The organism is Ectobacillus panaciterrae DSM 19096 (assembly GCF_000430785.1).
Taxonomy (GTDB): domain Bacteria; phylum Bacillota; class Bacilli; order Bacillales; family Bacillaceae_G; genus Ectobacillus; species Ectobacillus panaciterrae.
Map to the genome: position 1 here is coordinate 15,716 of NZ_AUMR01000043.1, position 22,782 is coordinate 38,497.

At 43.0% G+C, this 22,782-nt stretch carries 20 protein-coding genes; 16 read left to right on the plus strand and 4 right to left on the minus strand.

Annotated elements, in window-relative coordinates:
- Nucleotides 1-109: 109 nt before the first annotated feature.
- The 6 genes from ezrA to H540_RS0111610 all read left to right on the plus strand — a co-directional run bounded on the left by ezrA (nucleotide 110) and on the right by H540_RS0111610 (nucleotide 8,004).
- The gene (gene ezrA / locus H540_RS0111585; RefSeq protein WP_028400788.1) at nucleotides 110-1,810 is read left to right on the plus strand and encodes a septation ring formation regulator EzrA; all 1,701 of its coding nucleotides are present in this window, start codon (nucleotides 110-112) and stop codon (nucleotides 1,808-1,810) included.
- A 115-nt stretch (nucleotides 1,811-1,925) separates the two neighbouring features.
- Entirely contained in the window at nucleotides 1,926-3,065 is a 1,140-nt protein-coding gene (locus H540_RS0111590) for a cysteine desulfurase family protein (RefSeq protein ID WP_028400789.1), read from the plus strand.
- A gap of 5 nt (nucleotides 3,066-3,070) precedes the next feature.
- Nucleotides 3,071-4,279, plus strand: coding sequence for a tRNA uracil 4-sulfurtransferase ThiI (thiI, locus tag H540_RS0111595; protein WP_028400790.1), 1,209 nt, complete (start codon nucleotides 3,071-3,073; stop codon nucleotides 4,277-4,279).
- Nucleotides 4,280-4,354: 75 nt separating this feature from the next.
- Nucleotides 4,355-4,549, plus strand: coding sequence for an alpha/beta-type small acid-soluble spore protein (locus H540_RS0111600; RefSeq protein WP_028400791.1), 195 nt, complete (start codon nucleotides 4,355-4,357; stop codon nucleotides 4,547-4,549).
- A 235-nt stretch (nucleotides 4,550-4,784) separates the two neighbouring features.
- Nucleotides 4,785-6,371 (plus strand): acyl-CoA synthetase MbcS, encoded by a 1,587-nt coding sequence (mbcS, locus tag H540_RS0111605; RefSeq protein WP_028400792.1) that lies wholly within the window; start codon nucleotides 4,785-4,787, stop codon nucleotides 6,369-6,371.
- Between the two features lie 70 nt (nucleotides 6,372-6,441).
- On the plus strand, nucleotides 6,442-8,004 hold the full coding sequence (locus tag H540_RS0111610) for an amidohydrolase (RefSeq protein ID WP_028400793.1): 1,563 nt from the start codon (nucleotides 6,442-6,444) through the stop codon (nucleotides 8,002-8,004).
- A 25-nt stretch (nucleotides 8,005-8,029) separates the two neighbouring features.
- Here the strand turns inward: H540_RS0111610 and H540_RS0111615 are convergent, their stop codons facing one another.
- Nucleotides 8,030-8,833: an NAD kinase gene (locus tag H540_RS0111615; protein ID WP_028400794.1), complete on the minus strand. Its 804-nt coding sequence runs from the start codon at nucleotides 8,831-8,833 to the stop codon at nucleotides 8,030-8,032.
- Nucleotides 8,834-9,006: 173 nt separating this feature from the next.
- On the opposite strand from H540_RS0111615, the gene H540_RS0111620 reads away from it, so the two are divergent.
- From H540_RS0111620 to H540_RS0111645, 6 genes are all read left to right on the plus strand, one after another.
- Nucleotides 9,007-9,654, plus strand: a complete 648-nt coding sequence (locus tag H540_RS0111620) for a DUF2953 domain-containing protein (protein ID WP_028400795.1) — start codon at nucleotides 9,007-9,009, stop codon at nucleotides 9,652-9,654.
- A 4-nt stretch (nucleotides 9,655-9,658) separates the two neighbouring features.
- Complete coding sequence (ytfJ, locus tag H540_RS0111625) at nucleotides 9,659-10,066, plus strand: GerW family sporulation protein (RefSeq protein ID WP_028400796.1); 408 nt, start codon at nucleotides 9,659-9,661, stop codon at nucleotides 10,064-10,066.
- 311 nt (nucleotides 10,067-10,377) lie between these two features.
- Nucleotides 10,378-10,878, plus strand: a complete 501-nt coding sequence (tpx, locus tag H540_RS0111630) for a thiol peroxidase (protein WP_028400797.1) — start codon at nucleotides 10,378-10,380, stop codon at nucleotides 10,876-10,878.
- Between the two features lie 239 nt (nucleotides 10,879-11,117).
- A complete protein-coding gene (locus tag H540_RS0111635) occupies nucleotides 11,118-12,092 on the plus strand; it encodes a class I SAM-dependent methyltransferase (RefSeq protein ID WP_028400798.1) in 975 nt (324 codons plus the stop codon).
- 247 nt (nucleotides 12,093-12,339) lie between these two features.
- Nucleotides 12,340-13,530, plus strand: a complete 1,191-nt coding sequence (locus tag H540_RS0111640) for an acetate kinase (protein ID WP_028400799.1) — start codon at nucleotides 12,340-12,342, stop codon at nucleotides 13,528-13,530.
- A gap of 156 nt (nucleotides 13,531-13,686) precedes the next feature.
- Nucleotides 13,687-14,523: an EcsC family protein gene (locus tag H540_RS0111645; protein ID WP_034670883.1), complete on the plus strand. Its 837-nt coding sequence runs from the start codon at nucleotides 13,687-13,689 to the stop codon at nucleotides 14,521-14,523.
- A 537-nt stretch (nucleotides 14,524-15,060) separates the two neighbouring features.
- On the opposite strand, the gene H540_RS0111655 is transcribed toward H540_RS0111645, so the two are convergent.
- On the minus strand, nucleotides 15,061-15,378 hold the full coding sequence (locus H540_RS0111655) for a hypothetical protein (protein WP_028400801.1): 318 nt from the start codon (nucleotides 15,376-15,378) through the stop codon (nucleotides 15,061-15,063).
- A 435-nt stretch (nucleotides 15,379-15,813) separates the two neighbouring features.
- Between H540_RS0111655 and H540_RS0111660 the strand changes: the two genes are divergently transcribed.
- Nucleotides 15,814-17,022 carry an argininosuccinate synthase gene (locus H540_RS0111660; protein ID WP_028400802.1) on the plus strand — a complete coding sequence of 403 codons (1,209 nt, stop codon included), beginning with the start codon at nucleotides 15,814-15,816 and terminating at the stop codon, nucleotides 17,020-17,022.
- Nucleotides 17,019-18,401, plus strand: a complete 1,383-nt coding sequence (argH, locus tag H540_RS0111665) for an argininosuccinate lyase (RefSeq protein ID WP_028400803.1) — start codon at nucleotides 17,019-17,021, stop codon at nucleotides 18,399-18,401. The genes H540_RS0111660 and argH overlap by 4 nt, the downstream gene beginning before the upstream one ends.
- 421 nt (nucleotides 18,402-18,822) lie before the next feature.
- Here the strand turns inward: argH and H540_RS0111670 are convergent, their stop codons facing one another.
- On the minus strand, nucleotides 18,823-19,281 hold the full coding sequence (locus H540_RS0111670; RefSeq protein ID WP_028400804.1) for a universal stress protein: 459 nt from the start codon (nucleotides 19,279-19,281) through the stop codon (nucleotides 18,823-18,825).
- Nucleotides 19,282-19,448: 167 nt separating this feature from the next.
- Here H540_RS0111670 and H540_RS0111675 point away from each other — a divergent pair, with 167 nt between their 5' ends.
- Together H540_RS0111675 and ald are read left to right on the plus strand one after the other, a co-directional pair.
- Nucleotides 19,449-20,225 carry an SDR family oxidoreductase gene (locus H540_RS0111675; RefSeq protein WP_081415112.1) on the plus strand — a complete coding sequence of 259 codons (777 nt, stop codon included), beginning with the start codon at nucleotides 19,449-19,451 and terminating at the stop codon, nucleotides 20,223-20,225.
- 209 nt (nucleotides 20,226-20,434) lie between these two features.
- A complete protein-coding gene (gene ald, locus H540_RS0111680; protein WP_028400806.1) occupies nucleotides 20,435-21,568 on the plus strand; it encodes an alanine dehydrogenase in 1,134 nt (377 codons plus the stop codon).
- 40 nt (nucleotides 21,569-21,608) lie between these two features.
- On the opposite strand, the gene H540_RS0111685 is transcribed toward ald, so the two are convergent.
- On the minus strand, nucleotides 21,609-22,706 hold the full coding sequence (locus tag H540_RS0111685; protein WP_028400807.1) for a M24 family metallopeptidase: 1,098 nt from the start codon (nucleotides 22,704-22,706) through the stop codon (nucleotides 21,609-21,611).
- Between the last annotated feature and the right edge of the window lie 76 nt (nucleotides 22,707-22,782).

Below are 22,782 nucleotides of genomic sequence, written 5' to 3' on the forward strand. Positions count from 1 at the left end.
ACATGGTATCATAAATACATTGACCATAATTGCAAATATACGTTTATATAGATTACGCCTTCCATTTCAAAACGGAGCGGGGAAAAAACGAGAACGAGGAGGCTATTGAATGGATTCATTTTTAACGGTCATTATCATAGTAGTAAGCTCTATTTTGTTGTTTTTGATGATAGAGCTCGTGATAAGAAATCGTTCATATAAAGAATTGCAGCAATTAAAGAACTGGAAGCAAGAACTGAAGGACAAGCCTGTAGCAGATGAATTGAAAAAAGTAAAAGAACTTAATATGACAGGCCAAACGGAAGAACTTTTTGGAAAATGGCGAAATGAATGGGATGAAATGGTCGCGACTGTGATACCGCAAGCAGAAAAGCAGCTGCAGGATGCAGAAGGGGCAGTTGCAGGATTTTCATTTCGAAAAGCGCGCCTTGCCATGGAACAAGCGAGAGGTTCTCTGACAGAAGCAGATGAGCGTATCAGCGGTGTTTTAAACGAGCTGCAAAACTTATTGGACAGCCATGCGAAAAACACTTCTGAAATTGAGCTGGTTCGAGGTACATATCGTGAGATAAAGAAGAATATTTTGGCATATCGACATACCTTCAGTTTGGTTGAAAAAAAGCTGGAGGAACTGCTGGATGACGAGCACAAAAGGTTTCAGTTATTTGAAGAAGCAACAGCAAACGGAAACTACTTAGAAGCGCGTGATATTGTACAAAGTCTTGAACAAGGAATTGCCTACATGCAAACCTTGCTGCATGAAGTTCCTGATTTGCAGATGGAGTATCAAACAAACCTCCCTGCACAGCTGGAAGACTTGTTTCAAGGATATGAAGAGATGAGAAGGCAAGGCTATGTTCTGGATCATTTGGAAATAGAAAAGGAAATACGCGATATGTATGGACAAATACAGGAGGGCCTTGATGACATTCAAGCGCTTCGCGTAGATGAGGCAAAAGAGCGGGTCGAGCTGTTAAAAAACAAGCTGGATTTGTTGTACGACCAACTGGAAAAAGAGGTCACTTCAAAGTATTATGCCGAACAAGATGCAGTTATCCTGCATGAATCAATCACTCAGCTTCGGGAGCAAGCGCTGCAGACGAGGGAAGAGACCCAGTTCGTAAAGCAAAGCTACCAGCTTAGCGATGATGATGTAGAAGCGCAGAAATATGTGGAAAAGCAAGTGAATGTGCTCATTAAGAGGTTTGACGTTCTGCAGCTCCGCATAGCGGAACAAGATATTGCTTTTTCTGTTATTCGTGAGGAGCTTGAGGACATAAGACGTCAAATTGAAGCAGTAGAGCAGCTGCATGAGGAATATATAGATATGCTGCAGGCGTTGCGTAAAGAAGAATTTCAATCAAGGGAAACTTTAAAGGAAATGCGTAAAACGATGATAGAAACGAAGCGTATTATCCAAAAATCAAATTTGCCGGGTCTTCCTGAAGATATAATAAAAGGGTTGGGACAAGCGCAAATTTCCATGCAAAAGGTATACGAGCAGCTTGAGTATAAACCATTGAATATGGGCGCGGTAAATGCAGCTTTAGAGGAAGGGTATACACTTGTGGCCGGAATGTATGATGCGACAAAAGAGCTGATTGAGCAAGCGAATCTTGTGGAAAAAATTATTCAATACGGTAACCGCTATCGAAGCCAAAGCGGAAGGCTTGCCGAAGAAATGGAGCACGCAGAAAAGCTGTTTCGTCAGTACGAGTACGGGGCGGCATTGGAGCAGGCTGCTTCTGTTCTGGACCAAGTGGAGCCTGGCGTGATTCAGAAAATTGAGGAGTTTGTGAAGAGTGAGTAGACCCCTTTGATAAGGGGTTTGTTTTTCGTTTTTTAGCGTCTTTAGTATGGCGTTTGCGGAACGAACAAAAACTAACCGCATAAATAGCCCGTATTCCAACAGGAGGCAGTAAAAGATGATTTACTTTGATAATAGTGCAACAACAAAACCATATCCTGAGGTGCTGCAATCGTATATGACGGTTGCTGAAAAATATTTCGGAAATCCGTCCTCCATTCATGCTATTGGAGCCGAAGCAGAGCGTTTATTGTCACAATCACGCTCGGTTACAGCGCAGCTCCTCCGCGTGAAACCGACAGAAATTATTTTTACATCCGGGGGAACAGAAGGAAATAATCTTGCTATTAAAGGAACTGCGATTAAGCATCGCTCACGCGGACGGCATGTCATTACAACAGGCATTGAGCACGCATCTGTATCAGCAGCCTTTAAGCAGCTTGAAATGCTTGGATTTGAAGTAACGTATCTGTCTGTGGGCAAAGAGGGAATTGTGAGTGTCGAAGAGTTGAAACGCTCCCTCAGAGATGATACGATTTTAGTTTCTGTCATGCATGTCAATAATGAAATGGGAGCTATTCAGCCGATTGAAGAAATCGGACGGCTGCTGCAGCAATATCCAAAAGCTGTGTTTCATGTAGATTATGTACAAGGAATCGGGAAAGTGCCCCTTGATTTCAAAAAAGCCCATATTGATCTTTGTACGATGTCCGGACACAAATTCCATAGTGTCAAAGGAACCGGCATTCTGTATGTTCGAGAAGGGGTTGCTATTGATCCCATTCTGTCAGGCGGGCAGCAGGAAAAATATTACCGCTCTGGAACAGAGAATCTGCCGGGCATTGTAGCAATGACAAAAGCATTGCGGATGACATTAGAGAAACAAGAAGAGACAAGACAAAAGCTGCATAGGATGAAAGAAGAACTCGTATCCTTTTTCTCTATTGTGCCAAGGGCTGCAATCAATACGCCGAAAGCATCTGCTCCCCATATATTAAATGTATCATTTCTAGGTTTGAAGCCTGAGGTCTTAGTGCATGCTTTAGAAGAACGAGGTATATACGTATCCACAAAATCTGCTTGCTCGTCTAAAGCGAAAGAGTTGAGTCATGTTCTTCTTGAGATGGGGCTTGGACAAAAGGCAGCGGAGAGTGCCATCCGAATCAGCTTCTCTAATCAAAATACGATGGAAGAAATAGAGCAGTTTAAAGTCATTATACAAACAACAATATCAAAATTATATGAAGTAACGAGGTAAATACAATGAAATACGATCAGATTTTAATTCGCTACGGCGAAATGACTACAAAGGGCAAAAACCGTTCTAAGTTCGTGACTATTTTAAAGGACAATATTAAGCATCGTTTAAAGAAATTTCAGGCACTAGAGTTTGAGGCCACGAGAGACCGCATGTACATTAAGCTGAACGGAGAAGATCATGAGGCTGTGTCAGAGCGGATTCGCCACATTTTCGGCATTCATAGCTTCAGCCTGGCGATGAAGGTTCCTACAGAATTTGAGGACATGAAGCAAGGGGCACTTGCGGCATTTTTGCAAGTGAAAAAAGACGTAAATACTTTTAAGGTATCTGTTCACCGTGCCTATAAGCAATTTCCCATGGAGACAAACGAGCTGAATCGAGAACTGGGAGCACACATTTTACGCAATACAGAAAATATTACAGTAGATGTTCATCATCCGGATGTAAATGTACGGGTTGAGGTTCGTCCTGAATTTACATATATTATGTGTGAAGAGCGTGCCGGTGCAGGCGGATTGCCAGTTGGCGCCGGAGGCAAAGTAATGCTTCTGTTATCCGGCGGCATTGACAGTCCGGTAGCCGGATACTTAGCAATGAAGCGCGGTGTAACATTAGAAGCCATCCATTTTCATAGTCCGCCGTTTACAAGCGAGCGGGCAAAGCAAAAGGTAGTAGATTTGGCACAGCAGCTTACTCGTTACTGCAAGCGTATCACCTTGCATGTTGTGCCGTTTACAGAGATGCAAAAAGCGATTCATAAACAAATACCAGACAGCTATACGATGACGGTTATGCGCCGGATGATGCTGCGGATTGCAGAACGCATTGCGGCAGAGCGCGGTGTTTTGGCGCTTGCGACAGGAGAAAGTCTTGGTCAAGTAGCGAGCCAAACGCTCGACAGCATGCATACTATCAATGAGGCAACAAACTATCCGATTTTACGCCCGCTTATTACGATGGACAAATTGGAAATTATGAAGATTGCACGTGACATTGATACGTACGATATTTCCATTCTCCCTTATGAGGATTGCTGTACTATTTTCACGCCTCCAAATCCTTCAACAAAGCCGAAGCGTGAAAAGGCGAATCGGTTTGAAGCATTTTATGATTTTGAGCCGCTTATTCAAGAAGCAATCGCTAACGCGGAAAAGATGATTGTACAGGCAACAGATACAGAAGCAAAAGAAGAATTTCAAGATTTATTTTAACATAAATTACCATAAAAATTTTGAATGAAGTTATGTGTTTTTTCACACTCTATACTCACAAGGAGGTGAACACACATGGCAGGAAGAAACCAACTAGTTACACCTGGTTCTCAATCAGCTTTAGACCAAATGAAGTACGAAATCGCTTCTGAGTTCGGCGTAACCCTTGGACCAGACGCTACATCTCGCGCTAACGGTTCTGTAGGCGGCGAAATTACTAAGCGTCTTGTATCTATGGCTGAGTCACAATTAGGCGGATTCCAAAAGTAATTCGATATACATTGGCTAAGAGAGCGGGACTTCTCCCCGCTCTCTTTTTCGTATTGTTTTTGTCACAAATATGTAAATTATTAACTATTTTCGTGTCGTAATATATATATAATTATCTGGTTATTGTATATGTATGTAAAAAAACAAAGAAATTTGTCAATGAAATATTGTTCAAAATATACAGAATATTTCTTATGATGAAAAGGAGGGAGAAAGAAATAGAGGGGGATGAAAAATGGACCGTGAACAATTAATTGCACCGGAACAATATAACTTGGTCCGGGAATTTGAAAAGTATGCCCAAAATCCGCAAAACATAGCATTGCTTTGGCAAAGCGAACAAGGTGAAAAGAAGCAAGTTACATATTATGAATTGATGAGCGGTGCAAATAAAATTGGAAACGCTTTTATAAAGCAAGGACTGAAACAAGGAGATAAAGTTCTTGTGATGATGCCGCGTTTGATTGAAGCATATATGACATATATTGGTGCGATTAAAGCAGGTCTTGTTGTAATTCCAAGTTCTGAAATGCTTCGCAAAAAAGATATTGAATACCGGATTTCGCACGGTGAAGTGAAAGCAATTATAAGCTCTGAGCCTTATATCAGCCAGTTTGACGAAATTGAAGCGATGAACTCTTTACACAAATTCGTATTGAGCGATTGTTCAGTAGAGGGATGGATAAACCTTTCTGAAAAGCTGAAAACAGAGAGTGATTTGCTTGAAGCGGCTCCTACAAAGCGAGACGATATGGTGTTCTTATCGTATACGTCCGGAACGACTGGAAATCCGAAAGGCGTTGTTCATACGCATGGATGGGCTTATGCGCATTTGCGTACAAGCGCTCCTAATTGGCTCGGCATCCAAGAAGGAGATGTTGTATGGGCAACTGCAAGCCCAGGCTGGCAAAAGTGGATTTGGAGTCCGTTCCTTGCAACGTTAGGATCCGGTGCAACAGGCTTTGTATATCACGGCAAATTCGAGCCGAAAACCTATTTGCAGCTTTTAAGCGATAACAAAGTGAATGCCCTTTGCTGTACGCCGACAGAATACCGGCTCATGGCGAAAGTGGAAGGCTTGCAGCAATATGACTTGTCCGCTCTTCGAAGCGCTGTGTCTGCCGGTGAGCCGCTAAACCGCGGAGTGATTGATACATTCCGTAAGTACTTTAACGTGACAGTGCGCGACGGCTACGGTCAAACAGAAAACACACTTCTAGTAGGCGTGATGAACGGAATGGAAACACGCCCGGGTTCTATGGGCAAGCCTACGCCCGGAAATCGTGTAGAAATCGTCAATGAAAACGGTGAGCCTGTAGGTGCGGGGGAAGTGGGTGATATTGCTGTTCACGTGAGCACGCCTGCTCTCTTTAAGCATTATTACAAAGACAAAGAACGTACAGCAATGCAATTCCGAGGTGAATATTACATCACAGGAGACAAAGCAAAGATGGATGAAGACGGCTACTTCTGGTTTGAAGGCCGCAGCGATGATATTATTATCAGCTCCGGCTATACAATTGGACCTTTTGAAGTAGAAGATGCGCTTGTAAAGCATCCGTACGTAAAAGAATGCGCTGTTGTCGCAAGTCCTGATGAAATTAGAGGAAACATTGTAAAAGCATTCGTTGTTTTACAAGAGGAGATAGCGGAAAGCGAAGAAACGTTAATCCAGGTGCTGCAACAGCATGTAAAAGAGTTGACAGCGCCGTACAAATATCCGCGTAAAATTGAGTTTGTAAGCGAGCTGCCGAAAACCGCCTCCGGCAAAATCCGCCGGATTGAGCTTCGCCAACGCGAATTGGAGACAGCAAAAAATTAACGAGTTCAAGCAGACAGACTCTTTTGTCTGCTTTTCTCTTTGTATACTAGAGAAAAGAGGAGGAGGGCACATGGGAGAAATTTGGTACGGCGGTACGATTTACACAATGCGCCGCGAAGGGGAAACAATAGAAGCGGTATTTGTTCAGGACGGCATGATTGTGGATATGGGCACAAAGGAAGAATTGTATGACAGGCATACAATCGAACAAGAGCATGACTTGAAAGGAAGTGTGATGCTGCCTGGTTTAACAGACAGTCACATGCATCTCGTCGGTCATGGAGAACGGCTGCTGCGGCTTGATTTGTCTTCCTGCAGATCGTATGAGGAAATGCTTTCGCTTATACGAGAACGAGCTGCCGTAACGCCTGAAGGGGAATGGATTATTGGAGAGGGCTGGAATGAAAATGCATTTTCCGATAGGAAGGACGTTCATAAGAAGGAGCTGGATGACGTTTCTTCTGTACATCCGATTTTGTTAAAGCGCATGTGCCGTCATGTTATGCTTGTGAATTCATATGTTCTTGAAAATGCAGGGATATATGAGGAGATACAAGATCCAAAAGGAGGAAAAATCGGTCGGGATGCTGATGAACTGCTGAACGGTTTACTATATGAGCGGGCGCAGGAATTACTCGATGATATCATACCGCAGCAAACAGAGGAATACTTGCAAAAAGCATTGGAGATTGCAGTGGAGGATTGCTGGAAAAACGGCCTTGTCGGCTGTCATACAGAGGATTTAAACTATTACGGCGGTTTTGCGCGCGCTTATCAAGCCTTTGAAAAAGGATTGCAAAATAGAAGATTTAAAGCTCATTTGCTTGTACATCATGAAGTGATTGATGAGTTGGCACACTATGAAGACAAGCGCTACATAGAGTTTGGGGCGATGAAAATCTTTGCCGACGGATCGCTTGGGGGCAGAACCGCTTTGCTGAGTCAGCCGTATGCTGATATGCCGAGCACGCACGGAGTTGCCGTTTTTGAAAGAGACGAGCTTGCGAGGCTCGTGGAGAAAGCGCGGAGTATGGATTTGACGATAGCCATTCATACAATCGGCGATTTATCATTTGAATACGTAGTAGATGCAATTGAGCAGCATCCGCCAAAAGAAGGACAGCGCGATCGAATTATTCATTGTCAGGTGCTGCGCAAGGACTTGATTGATCGGGCAAAGCATCTATCAGTCGTATTGGATATTCAGCCGGCGTTTATCACATCTGATTTCCCGTCTGTTATTGAAAAATTGGGCAAGGGACGGCTTCGTTATGCGTATGCATGGAAAACGCTGCTGGATGAAGGGTTCGTATGTGCAGGCGGATCTGACGCGCCGATTGAAGCGATAAGCCCATTTTTAGGTATATATGGATCTGTCGCGCGCCGCAGTTTTTTTGACGGGGCATGCTATTTGCCAGAAGAAAAGCTCACGATGTTTGAGGCAATTTCATTGTTTACATCCGGCAGTGCATCGGCGATTTATAAAGAAAACAGCCGCGGGATCATCGCATCTGGATATGAGGCAGATTTTACGATTATAGATCGCGACTTATTTACAATACAGCCTGAAGGCATAATCTATACAGAAGTCATTATGACGGTTGTGGATGGCGAAATCGTATACAAAAAATAATGAGGCAGAAGCTGCCTCGTTATTTTTATAAAAATGTCCGCTGTACCTTCTCCCAGAAGGAATTGTTTTTTAATTTTACCGTTTTAATGCCCTTCTCGCTCAGCCTAATTACGATTTGATCTACATGTTTAATGCTGAGTGCCTCATTATCCATCCCCATTACAGGGTAATCGTTGTCATTTTGTACAATTTTTAACGTCAAAGCTCGATTGCCGCTTAAAAGAAACGGAGAACCAAGCGTTCGGTAGCTGTTATTATTTAAAGACGCGAGCTCGCTGACCTGATAGCAAGGAAGCATAGGATCTATTACAGCGCCGTGCAAGGATTTGTTATAAGCGGTACTGCCTGTTGGCGTAGATACGACAAGCCCGTCGCCGCGGAACGTTTCAAAATGCAAATCGTCAATGTACACATCAACCGCAAACGTTTTAATAAGGCTAGAACGAAGAGAAAATTCATTTAAGCAATAGAACGATGTATCGTGGTCGACTGTAACATGGATGAGTGGATATTTCCTTACTTCAATTTCTGTATTTGTGATTTCCTCTATTGCTTTTTCCGCTTGGTCAATGTGAAAATCACAATAGAAGGACGTTTCGTCTGTTATAGAAACACCAGCATATAAGCAGTCATCACGAAATCCCGTTTTTCGAAGCGCTTGCAAAAATGTGCCGTCTTCGCCGACGCTTATAATCGCATTTGCGTTTTTAGGCTCATTCAGGATTGTGAATCCTTTTTCTTCTAAAATACGATAAATAGGCTGCATCCGTTCAAGGAGTGCTTTGTTTTGTTCCTCATAAAAGAAATATAACTTTCGACGATCTGTCATGCTAAATCCCTCCACTGATGTCATAAAAATTGCATTCGTATACTATATTTCGATATTAAACAAAAATTCCCTCTTTAATTTTTAGAAAAATTAGTATTTTTATTCTGTTTATGCAGGGTTTATTTCTCTTTTAATCCGTCGATAATGGTTACGGAATGAAAGGATGAGCGTGTATGCAGTGGCTTATAATCATACCTGCGTTTTTTATATTGCTTTGTTTCATTATTTTTATAACAAAACTTTCCATTATAATAATGGCTTGCTATACGCCGGGAGAACAACGGGTGTTCGTACAGGTGCGTATATGGTTTATTCACTATACGTTTAATGTGCTTGAGATGTTAGAAAAAAAGAAACAGAAGAAAGAAACCAAAAAAGAACCTGTTCCTGATGAGAACGAGGAGGAAAAACAAACTCGTTTTTTTTCAGAATGGCTTGAAAAGTTACCTGAACTGATAAAAAGTATGGGGGACATCCATACTATCAGTAAGGATTTTCTTCGTAAAGTCAAAGTGAAGAAATTTCTGTGGCGATCGCACCTTGGTACAGGGGATGCCGCAAGTACCGGTATATTGGCGGGTTATGTATGGTCAGTAAAAGGCATGGTGACCGGTTTAATCAGTCATTATATGAAGCTGGTGAAAACGCCGGAGCTTGATGTGGTTCCTGTGTTTCAAGGAAAGATTACCACGACAGAGCTTGAGTGCATGATTTCTTTTCGCGTCGGACAAGCGTTGCTTGCGGGCCTCAAGCTGTTTCGTTACATTCGAAAACATCGCGCCGTTTTTGTAGATGAAGGGGCGACGGATATAAGGGGGTAAAATGATGGCAGAGCATCCGATTCAAGGGCTGATGACAACAGCCATGGAAAGCTTAAAGCAGATGATTGATGTAAATACCATCATCGGTGACCCCATTGAGTCACCGGATGGAAGTGTAATTCTCACTGTATCTAAAGTAGGATTCGGGTTTGCGGCCGGAGGGAGTGAATTCGGCAAGAGCGGAGCGGGCGGCAAGCATCCGTTTGGAGGCGGAAGCGGGGGCGGCGTTTCCATTACGCCGATTGCATTTCTTATCGTAAACAGCAGCGGCGTTAAAATGCTGCATCTTGATGAGAATACACATCTCATTGATAAAATCCTCGACTTGGCACCGCAAGCTGTAGAAAAAGTGCAGGAAATGTTTAAGCAAAATGGAGAAGGAACTGTAAGAGAACCGCGCACGGTTATGTAGATATAGAAAATAAGCCGCTGAAGAGGTCGGCTTATTTTCTGCGTTTTGGAATAGGAAATAAAACTCTACAGTAATACTTCCAACTCCTTCCCTATTTTGAACCACCTTTGGCGGTGTACGACACACAAAAAGGACAAAATGGCTTGTTTAGTCAAAAGACACAGGCAAGGACGTCTTAAAGGCTTTGACCGTTACTACACTTAACAGGTGCACTATGCCCATTTAAAAGAGATATTTTATTTGCATTCTTTCTTTGTTCCCTCTATCATTTACACTGTACATATTTTGTTTATTTTAAGGAGGATGTTGAAATGGCAACAGTTACATTCAAAGGAAACCCAATGACATTAATCGGCAGTGAAGTAAAGGTTGGCGATCAAGCACCGGATTTTACAGTATTGGCAAATGATTTATCTCCGGTAACATTAGATACTTACAAAGGTGCAGTAAAATTAATCAGCGTCGTTCCTTCTATCGATACAGGTGTATGTGATGCGCAAACACGCCGTTTCAATGAAGAAGCTTCTAAAGTGGAAAACGTAAAAGTATTAACGGTAAGTGTAGATCTTCCATTTGCACAAAAGCGCTGGTGCGCATCTAACGGTTTAGAAAACGTAGTAACGCTTTCTGACCACCGTGACCTTTCTTTCGGTGAAGCTTTCGGTGTTGCGATAAAAGAGCTTCGCTTATTGGCTCGCGCTGTATTTGTAGTAGACAGTGAAGATAAAGTAACTTACGTGGAATACGTGAGCGAAGCTACAAACCATCCGAACTACGAAGCAGCAATTGAAGCTGCTAAGGCTGCAAAGTAATTGTGCAATACGGAACACCCTCTTAAAGAGGGTGTTTTTTTGTTGGGAATGATCAGAAATTATACAATTTAAGATATGTCTAACTTCGCCGGCTAAGTGCTGTTTTTTCTCGGATGTATGCGCGAGCCGCATACTGGAGCAAGATGGAGAAGAGAGTTTTCTTTAGGAGTGCGTTTTGAATTATGATATGATGTAAGCTATGTGTATGGATTGAACAGGGAGGTTTTAAAGTGACAAAAGTGGAGACACTCTTTTCTATTTTGGATGAATCGGCTATTGTTTTACGCAAAGAGCTCGATATTACATATTTGGAAGCTTTAGTGGAAACAGGAGACAATGTATTTGAAGGAACTATTTTGCAGGAGGGCTTGCGTGATTCGGCAATTGAGAGATTAAACCGGGAATATGGAAAGTTTCCAGACAAACAATATAAAGGAGAAGAGATCCGCAAAGCATTTCAGCTTTGCTTATTAAAAGGGATGAAGGAAGGCGTACAAGCAAACCATGAGATGACACCGGATGCGGTCGGTTTGTTCTGCAGCTATTTGTTCCATAAATTCTTCGAGGGCCAAAATGAAATTTCCGTTTTGGATCCTGCCGTTGGTACGGGGAATTTGCTGACTGCTATTTTTAATAACTCACCGGAAGGAACGAATATGAGCGGCTATGGTGTAGAGGTCGATGATTTGCTGCTGCGCCTTGCGTTTGTAAATGCAAATTTGCAAAAGCACAGTATTGAATTGTTCAACCAAGACGCACTTGCCTCGTTGTATATTGATCCGGCAGATGCGGTTGTGTGTGATTTGCCGGTCGGCTATTATCCCAACGAGATACAGGCAAACGATTATGTATTAAAGGCGGAAACAGGGATGTCATACGCACATCATCTTTTCATAGAGCAAAGCGTCAAGTATACAAAAGAAGGCGGCTATCTCTTCTTCTTAATTCCGAACTTCTTGTTTGAAAGCGAGCAGGCACCGAAGCTGAATACGTTCCTGAAAGAGCAGTGCTATATTCAAGGACTGCTGCAGCTGCCGGTTTCCATGTTTAAAAACGAGAAAAATGCAAAAAGTATATTTGTTCTCCAAAAGAAAGGTACAAATGCAGCTGCTCCAAAGCAAGTCATGCTTGCAGAACTGCCGAAATTCTCCAATGTGCAAGCGATGGAAGGCATGATGGCACAAATTGGGCAATGGTTTGAAGAGAACAAATAAACGTGTATAACAGTACTTTTGTTAAATATAGTACAGTTTTTAAGTCGATATTGTATATACAGTGGTAATCTAACCCTTTTCATACATCTGTAACATAATTTTTTTGAGCGTGTTTCACTTTTTCTCTTGAAAAATACAGCGTACGGTGTTTAAATTAGTAAAGTGAAATATAAAACTTCGACACGATTTGTGGAATTTCTACAAATTTCACATAGCTAACAAGATCGAAAAAGGGGCGAAAGATTAAATGTCAAAGATTATTGCGATCAACGCCGGAAGTTCTTCCTTAAAGTTTCAATTGTTTGAAATGCCAAGCGAGGATGTACTAACAAAAGGCTTAGTAGAACGTATCGGCTTAAACGAAAGTGTTTTTGCAATTACAGTTAACGGTGAAAAGCAAACAGAAGTATTAGATATCCCGAACCATGCAGTAGCAGTGAAAATGCTTCTTGATAAATTAACAAGCACTGGCATCATCAAATCTCTTGATGAAATCAGCGGAGTCGGTCACCGCGTGGTACACGGCGGTGAAAAATTCGCGGATTCTGCAGTGATTACACCAGAAGTACTAAAAGATATTGAAAGCTTGAATGATTTGGCACCTCTTCATAACCCAGCGAACATCGTGGGTATTAAAGCATTCCAAGAGGCTCTTCCGAATGTACCAGCAGTTGCTGTGTTTGATACGGCATTTCACCAAACAATGCCGGAAGACTCCTTCTTATACAGCTTGCCTTACGAATATTATGAGAAATACGGCATCCGTAAGTACGGTTTCCATGGCACTTCTCATAAGTACGTAACAGAGCGTGCGGCAGAATTGCTTGGCCGTCCGATTGAGCAGCTTCGCCTGTTATCTTGCCACTTAGGAAACGGTGCAAGTATCGCAGCTGTAGAAGGCGGAAAATCCATTGATACATCCATGGGCTTCACGCCGCTTGCGGGTGTAACGATGGGTACTCGTTCCGGTAACCTTGACCCTGCGTTAATTCCATATATTATGGAAAAAACAGGTCAAACAGTAGAAGAGGTTGTTAACGTATTGAACAAAAAGAGCGGTATGTTAGGCATCACCGGATTCTCCAGCGACTTGCGCGACATTGAGCAGGCAGAAGAAGAAGGAAATGAGCGCGCGAAGGTTGCGATGGATATTTTCGTAAGCCGTATCCATAAATATGTCGGTTCTTATGCAGCACGCATGAAGGGTGTAGATGCAATCATCTTCACAGCTGGTATCGGTGAGAACAGCGCATTGATTCGTGAGCGTGTACTGGAAGGTCTTGAGTTCATGGGCGTATATTGGGATACAAAACGGAATCAAGTGCGCGGCGAAGAAGCATTCATCAACTATCCGCACTCTCCGGTAAAAGTTATTATAATTCCGACAAACGAAGAAGTAATGATTGCACGCGACGTTACTCGCTTAGCGCATGTGTAATAAGGAAGACGGGGCAAATATGCCTCGTCTTTTTTTGATAAGAAAATATAATTTTTGGGATATGTCCAGCTCCGCCGGCTAGGTGCTGCTTTTCTTATAGGAGAGAGGGATGTATGGTATAATATAGAAAATCTCGTATGACGAGGAGTGGATTCAATGGGGCTTTCGGAGCGTGAACAAAAGATTTGGAATGAAATTCAAAATTGGGAATACCAGCTGTCACAGCAGGAATCGACGGATTTTCAGAAAACGTATGATAAATGGCTGAACAGCTCATTTGCGCAGCTGCCGGGCAGAAAACAGAAGGAGTTTTTTGCGAAGGCGGACGAATGGCTGTTTCATCTTCATGCTTTTATTCAAAGCTCTCAATCGCAGCTTGACGCGCGAAACCGCATTTTATCAAGCGCACGGTTATTTGATGACACAGTGGAGCACATTGAAGATTTACGCAAGCTCACAATTGATCAGCTCATTTATATTGCGGAGCACCAAATCGCACGCCACCGCCTTTATTCCTTTGTACAGGGCGGGGCAACGGGAGCAGGAGGCTTTTTGCTGTTAACGGCGGATCTGCCTTTAATGGTTGCGATTAACTTGAAGGCCGTACAGCTCATTGCCACTACATATGGATATGACGTGAACAAACCTTATGAAATGATGCTGGCGTTAAAAGTGTTTCATGCGGCCATTATGCCGACGCGGCTGCAGCAATACGCATGGCAAGGGCTGCTGCAGGAGCTGGAGCAAACTGAGTATTCACCGTTTTTCTATGAGGGGGCGGATGAGGTCATCGACAGCGGCTCTCTTCAAGTTGTGTTGAAGCAGTTGTTAAAAACATTCGTCATCCATTCGGTGCGCCGTAAGCTCATTCAAGGCATTCCGATGCTGGGCATTGCCGTAGGCTCTGCCGTGAACTACAGACTGACAAGAAATGTAACGGAATTTACACACCGTTTTTATCAAATGAGATACATGTTGGAAAAGCAAAAATAAGAACAGGTTGCCCCGCACAGGGACAACCTTTTTTTATGATAAGTATGATAAGAAAGTATAAAATTTCGCAGCAATGCTTCCAATGATGTTCCTTCTTTTGAAACCCATAATACTCGCAGTATACGACAAACAAAAGAACAAACTTGCATGTTTAGTCAAAAAACACAAGAGAGGGCGCCTGAAAGACTTTAACCGTTACTATATTCAGCAGGTGCACTATGCTCCGCTTTTCTTGGTGTCCAGCTCCGCCGGCTATATATAAATGATTTATAATTTCGACATAGGAACTGCTATACAGAACAAAAGGCATCCTGCACTCGCTTCCTCTCTCTTACCCTTGTATGGGGCAGGAAAAGGGTTTGACCGCTTCTATGCTCCGCCAGATGCTCTTTCCCACTATAAAAAGACGTTTTTTTATTCAGTTGTATATAGGTGCTGCCACCAGAGAACCTCCGCCGCAAAAAAGGCAAAAAGCGCCTTTCTTGGACGGAGAGCCTCTGGTTCTGCACCTGAACGAGCCGGCTGCGCTTTTCTTATTTATGCATGTGTTTTTTCTGAGGATACATTTTGATTCGTCCGGTACCAAAGCCATAAATCGTTGATGATAGATGCTATATCAGCAATTTCACTATTTAATATGCAGGAGATTTGGAAGTTCTCTTCATGATCGAGCTGGTGTTGCTTTTCATTAATCATGGTTTCTAATTCTTTAATGCGGTCGGGAATTTTTCCTCGAATGGCTTCCCATTTCAATAAAATATGATGCTGTGCATGCTTGTCAATCTCTTCCCATTCCTGCTCTAAGTGCGGTATTTCAATACCGAGTCTCTCGTCCAGCGTAAAATATCGTTCCATTTTTTCTCCCCCTTGCTGCTTCTATATGAGTGAATGATAAATTTGACATGTCCATGTGCTATGTGCAACCAAAAGGGAGTATGGTATGCTTCTTCTCTCTGGTTTCCCCTTGCATGAACGACTACAAAGGTTTGACCGCTTCTGTACGTCGCCGGATGATCTCTCCCCACTATAAAAAGACGGTTTTTTTATTCACTTGTATATACTTTATCATAAATTAGGCGAGAATACCCCCACTTCAAGCGTGGGGATAATATCAAGGAGCGAAAGCGAGTAAGTGGAGAGGTTCATACGAAATGGAAGCAAACTTCGAAAAAATTGTTTGGAAACAAGAAAAATAATGGTTGCATGCCGTTTTGAAAGCTGATAAAGTATGGTTATGAATTTAAATAACATTTAATGAATATTTATTCTTTATATAGAGGGGGATTCAAAATGACAAACAAGAAACTTGTCTTAGCTTATTCCGGAGGGTTGGATACCTCCGTTGCGATTAAATGGTTACAGGAACAAGGATACGACGTTGTGGCAGTCGGTCTTGACGTTGGTGAAGGAAAAGATGTTGAATTTGTAAAACAGAAAGCTTTAACAGTTGGTGCGGTTGAGTCGTATTCCATTGATGCAAGAAAAGAATTTGCAGAAGAATATGTATTGCCAGTGCTGCAAAGCCATGCATTATATGAAGATAAATATCCGCTTGTATCTGCATTATCACGCCCTTTGATTTCTAAGAAGCTTGTTGAAATTGCGGAACAAGTAGGTGCCGTAGCCGTTGCACACGGCTGTACAGGAAAAGGAAATGATCAAGTTCGTTTTGAAGTTTCATTCCAGGCTTTAAACCCGGGTTTGGAAGTTGTTGCTCCTGTTCGTGAGTGGAGCTGGTCTCGTGAGGAAGAGATTGAATATGCAAAGAAACATAATATTCCAATCCCAATCGATTTAGACAATCCATATTCTATCGATGCCAACCTGTGGGGAAGAGCATGCGAGTGCGGTGTATTAGAAGATCCATGGGCAGCACCTCCAGAAGGAGCCTATGACTTAACGACACCTATTGAAGCAACACCAGACGTGGCGGATGTGGTTGAAATCGCGTTTGAGCAAGGTGTGCCGGTTTCTATTAACGGTAAGCAGTACCCGCTTCATGAACTAATTTTAGAGCTGAATACTCTTGCTGGAAAGCATGGAATCGGCCGTATTGACCATGTAGAAAATCGTCTTGTCGGCATTAAATCACGCGAAGTATATGAATGTCCTGCTGCGTTAACATTAATTAAAGCGCATAAAGAGCTGGAAGACTTAACGTTAACGAAGGATGTTGCACATTTCAAACCGATTATTGCACATAAATTAACTGAACTGATTTACAACGGACTTTGGTTTTCACCGCTGCAAAAAGCATTGCTGGCATTCTTGAAGGAAACGCAAAAAAATGTAACGGGTGTAGTACGCGTGAAATTGTTTAAAGGGCATGCAATTGTTGAAGGAAGAAAATCCGAGAACTCTTTATATAACGAAAAGCTTGCAACGTATACAAAAGAAGACGAATTTAACCATGAAGCGGCAGTTGGATTTATTGAGCTGTTTGGATTACCGACAAAGGTATACAACCAAGTAAACGGCAAGAAGAAGGTGAAAGCGTGAAAAAGCTGTGGGGAGGACGTTTCACCGAAGCGGCGGAAGCATGGGTGGAGGAGTTCGGCGCCTCCATCTCCTTCGATCAGGAGCTAGTGTTAGAAGACATTGAGGGAAGCTTGGCTCATGTAACGATGCTTGGGAAATGCGGCATTTTGCCGGCGGAAGACGTTGCGAAAATTAAAGAAGGCTTACAGGCTCTATTAGAAAAAGCGCAAAAGGATGAGCTGACGTTCGCGATTGAAAATGAAGACGTTCATTTGAACCTTGAAAAGATGCTGATTGAAGAAATCGGCGAAGTTGGCGGCAAGCTTCATACGGCACGCAGCCGTAATGATCAGGTTGCAACAGATATGCATTTGTACTTGCGCAAAGAAGTAAAGGATATGATCCAGAAGGTAAAGCAAGTACAAAAAGCGCTTGTGGAGCAGGCTGAGCAAAACGTAGAAACAATTATGCCTGGCTATACGCATCTGCAGCGCGCGCAGCCGGTTTCATTTGCCCATCATCTTCTGGCATATTTTTGGATGCTTGAAAGAGACGCAGAGCGTTATGAAGATTCTTTAAAGCGCATTAATATTTCTCCTCTTGGAGCGGGAGCGCTGGCAGGGACGACATTCCCGATCGATCGCAGCTACAGCGCTTCTCTTCTCGGCTTTGACGGCATTTACGAGAACAGTATGGATGCGGTAAGCGATCGTGATTTTATTCTGGAGTTTTTAAGCAATTCCTCTATTTTAATGATGCACCTTTCCCGCTTTTGTGAGGAATTGATTATGTGGAGCAGCCAGGAGTTTCAATTTATTGAAATGAGCGATAAATACTCGACTGGAAGCAGCATCATGCCGCAAAAGAAAAACCCGGACATGGCTGAGCTCATCCGCGGCAAAACAGGACGAGTGTACGGCAATTTGTTCAGCCTGCTGACGGTTATGAAGGGACTGCCCCTTGCTTATAATAAAGATTTGCAAGAGGATAAAGAAGGCATGTTTGATACGGTAAAAACAATCAAAACAAGCTTGCTCGTTATGGCGGGCATGATTGAAACGATGAAAGTGAATAAAGATAAGATGGGGCAGGCGGTAAAGCAGGATTTCTCCAATGCGACTGAAATTGCGGATTATTTGGCGGCTAAAGGATTGCCGTTCCGCCAAGCTCATGAAATCGTCGGACGTCTTGTATTGCTTTGCATTGAAAAAGGCATTTATTTGCTGGATCTGCCGCTTGAGACATATCAAGAAATTTGTCCGTTGTTTGAGGAAGATTTATATGCGGTGCTGTCGCCATACGCGGCGGTACAGCGCAGAAACAGCGCAGGCGGTACAGGGTTTGCGCAAGTAGAGGCAGCTTTGCAGAAAGCGAATGCCGTTTTAAAACAAAATGTGTAAAAAAGAGCCTGGTGCGACTGCATCAGGTTTTTATTTTGCTTGCTCGTTTCAATGATGTTGCGAAAAAGTAGTTGCAAGGATAACTATATATGAGTGAATGATAAATTCGACATGTCCATGTGCTATGTGCAACCAAAAGGGAGTATGGTATGCTTTTTCTCTCTGGTTTACCCTTGCATGAACCACTATAAAGGTTTAACCGCTTCTGCACGTCGCCGGATGATCTCCCCCCACTATAAAAAGACGGTTTTTTTATTCACTTGTATATAGTTCTTAATAGCCTTATGGTTTTCAGTGGTTTAATATTGTAAGTTTTTAGTTGGAGGAACTCTTTTTATCATTTCCTTATATCAATATGTATTCATGAATAGAATATATAAAAAACGAAGGCACAAGACCTTCGTTTTTTATACTTCCATTCTTACACTTCACCCTGCTCTTCTTCTCCGCGAACAACCAGAACGTCGCATTGCGCGTAGCGAATGATATGCTCGGATACGCTGCCGATTAAGAAGCGCTCTACTGCATTTAAACCAGTAGCCCCGCAAACAATAAGATCAATGTCATACTTAGGAGCTACGTCTTTAGAAATTTTGGATTTCGGATTTCCAAAAGCTAATGCAGTTTCCACAGCCGGCAAGCCTGCCTCGAGGGCGGTCTTTTTATAATCTTCGAGTAAATCTTCTGCAAATAGATTTGCACGTTCCGCAATTGCGCGGCTGTATGCTTCTACGGCAGAATATGCTTTTATGTCTACGATGTGAGTGATAACCAATTTCGCGTTGTTGCGCTGCGCTACTTGAATCGCTTTCTTGAAAGCTTTTTCCGCTTCTTTAGAGCCGTCTACTGCGACAAGAATATTTTGATAAGTAGTTTTCATGAAGGAATCCCTCCTATATAGATAGAAATAACTCTCTACACTTTTATTATACATCTAAACCCATTTCATAGTTTTAACAGAAATGTTACAGAATTTAGAAAAAATATGCGAGTCATCTTATTTGTAATTCTATCCGCAAATTTGTTACATATGAAGTAGAGGTTTTCATAGGAGGAGGACTATGTGTGAGACATGCGCTCATTACAGCCGGTTCAAAAGGATTGGGCAGGAAGGTTACGGAAGAGCTGCTGAACCGTGGTTATTCTACAACCATCACATACAGAAGCGATGAAAAAGCCGTAGAAGCGTTAAAAGAAAAATATGCATATGCGGAAGATAGACTGCAGTTCATTCAGGCAGATGTAACGAAGAGGGAAGATTTATATAGAGTAACGGAGGAAACGATGAAGCGGTTCGGCCGCATCGACTTTTTAATTAACAATGCCGGTCCGTACGTATTCGAAAGAAAGCGGCTCGTTGATTATGAAGAGGCAGAGTGGCATAACATTGTAGACGGTAATCTCAATGCCGTATTCTATTTACTGAAACAGATTGTGCCAATTATGCGCAGACAAGGATTCGGCCGCATTGTGAATTATGGATTTCAAGGGGCAGACAGCGCTCCGGGCTGGATTTATCGCTCCGCATTTGCAGCGGCAAAGGTCGGGCTTGTTTCGTTGACGAAAACAATTGCATATGAAGAAGCAGAGTATGGCATTACGTCCAATATGGTGTGCCCGGGAGATATTGTGGGTGTGATGAAGGAAGCATCCATTAGCGAGGCGCGGATGCAGCCGGACTTTCGGACGCCAATCGGCCGCTCAGGGACGGGAGAAGATATCGCAAAGGCTATTTTGTTTTTATGCGACGAAAATTCTGATATGATTACCGGAACCTGTATTGAAGTAACCGGAGGTATAGATGTGATACACCGCCACAGATGAAAATAGGAATATTCGAGATAAAAGTGTTTTCATTTCAGTGCCAATACATGTAACACTATGCTGAAATTACAATATAGTACAAATAGAATATCCATGATAGGGCATCAAACGCTATGGCTGGTGAAGGGATATTTAGGGGATCATAGGGAATTCTATTTACAGATGCACTTTCAGTTAAAGGTAACCTACATACAAGGGGGAGGATTACATTGCGTATTGGTGTACCAAAAGAAATTAAAAACAATGAAAATCGTGTTGCTATGACACCGGCAGGAGTCGTTCATCTGGTAAGAAGCGGACATGAGGTTTATATCGAAAAAGGAGCAGGTATTGGCTCCGGGTTCACAGACGAAGAATATACACAAGCAGGAGCTGCTCTTGTAGAGACAGCTGCTGAAGCATGGTCCATGGACATGGTTATGAAGGTAAAAGAACCGATTCCAAGCGAATACGGCTATTTCCGCGAAGGTTTAATTTTGTTCACATACTTGCATCTTGCTCCGGAACCAGAACTGACAAAGGCTTTAATTGAAAAGAAAGTAATCGGTATCGCATATGAAACGGTACAGCTTGCAAACAACTCATTGCCGTTATTAACGCCAATGAGCGAAGTAGCAGGCCGTATGTCAGCGCAAATCGGCGCCCAATTCCTTGAAAAGCAAGAAGGCGGTAAAGGAATCCTGCTTGGCGGCGTTCCTGGCGTAAAACGCGGCAAAGTAACGATTATCGGCGGCGGTGTAGCGGGAACAAACGCCGCGAAGGTAGCGGTTGGTCTAGGCGCTGACGTAACGATCATCGACTTGAACCCGGATCGTCTTCGTCAATTGGACGATATTTTTAGCTATCAAATCACAACGTTGATCTCTAATCCTTACAACATCGCACAAGCGGTAAAGGAATCTGATTTAGTAATCGGTGCTGTTTTAATCCCGGGTGCAAAAGCGCCTAAGCTTGTAACAGAAGAAATGATTCAATCTATGGAACCGGGTTCTGTTGTAGTGGACATCGCGATCGACCAAGGCGGTATTTTTGAAACAACAGACCGCATCACGACGCATAGTGAGCCGACATATGTAAAACACGGCGTTGTGCACTATGCGGTAGCGAACATGCCTGGTGCGGTTCCGCGTACGTCTACTATCGCGCTGACAAACGTAACAGTGCCGTATGCAGTGCAAATCGCAAACAAGGGCTACAAAAAGGCTTGTCAAGAAAACCCTGCATTATTAAAGGGCATCAATACATTAAACGGCTATGTAACATACAAAGCTGTTGCAGAAGCGCAAGGCTTAGACTATGCTGATGCAGTAACTGCGCTTGAAAAAATGCCTACGTTATCATAATGGAAAAGCCGCTCGTTACATGGAGCGGCTTTTTTTTTGGTTATTTAATAATTTGTAATTCCTTTGGATACTTCGTCAAAATTTCCACGCCGTTCTCCGTAACGTATATATCATCTTCAATACGTACGCCGCCGACATTCGGCACATACACACCAGGTTCAATTGTGAATACCATGCCTGTGCGAAGCGGTGATGTATTTGCATCTGTTAAAGACGGATATTCATGGACGCTGATGCCAAGACCGTGGCCAAGGCGGTGCGGGAAGTATTCGCCGTAACCCGCGTTTTCAATGTAAGAACGAGCGGCACGGTCAACTGTGTCGATCGCTGCACCCGGCTTACTTGCTTCAATTGCTTTCAGCTGCGCAGCGAGAACTGTATCATAAATATGCTTCTGTTCTTCAGATACATCCCAAAAAGCTACTGTGCGCGTGATATCGGAGCAATAGCCATCAATGACAACACCTAGGTCGAACAGCACGAAGTCTCCGCGCTGAATGCGATTTGTACCGGGCTCGCCGTGCGGAAGCGCAGAGTTTGCACCTGTAAGGACCATCGTATCAAAGGACATTTTGCTTATGCCTTTTTTCTTCAGCTCATACTCGATTGTGCCGAGAATTTCCATCTCTGACTTGCCTTCTGCGATTTGGCTGACGCCAAGCTCCACAGCCCAGTCTGCCATATGTGCTGCTTGGCGAAGAATCGCAAGCTCTTTTTCATCTTTAACAAGGCGTAATTCATGAAGCTTTGCTTCCGCTGCCGCGAAGGAAGCGGAAGGGAACAGCGCGACCAGATTTTCATAACGTTCTACATTCAAATGCTCTTTCTCTACTGCAATCGTGCGGACGTTAATGCCGCGAGCTTTAATAGATTCTGATACAAGCGTCCAAGGACTATCCGTATCGCTGTAGCCGATAATTTCATAGCCCCAGCCCGCGCTTCTTGCTTGTCCTTCTTCCATTTTTGGACAAATTAAAATCGGTTCTTTTTCTTGGAACACAAACAAGCCAAGCAAGCGTTCATGCGGATCGCACTGAAAGCCCGTCAGATAAAATACGTTCGGCGTGGAAGTAAGAAAAGCAGCTTCTATGTCTTGCGCTTGTAACCAACTCATGAGGTTTTCCAAACGATGTTTCATAGGTATCGCCTCCAATCATTCTCTTTATAACTTTACCTCTTTTTATGTGGATATGACAAGCAACAGCGGCAAACGA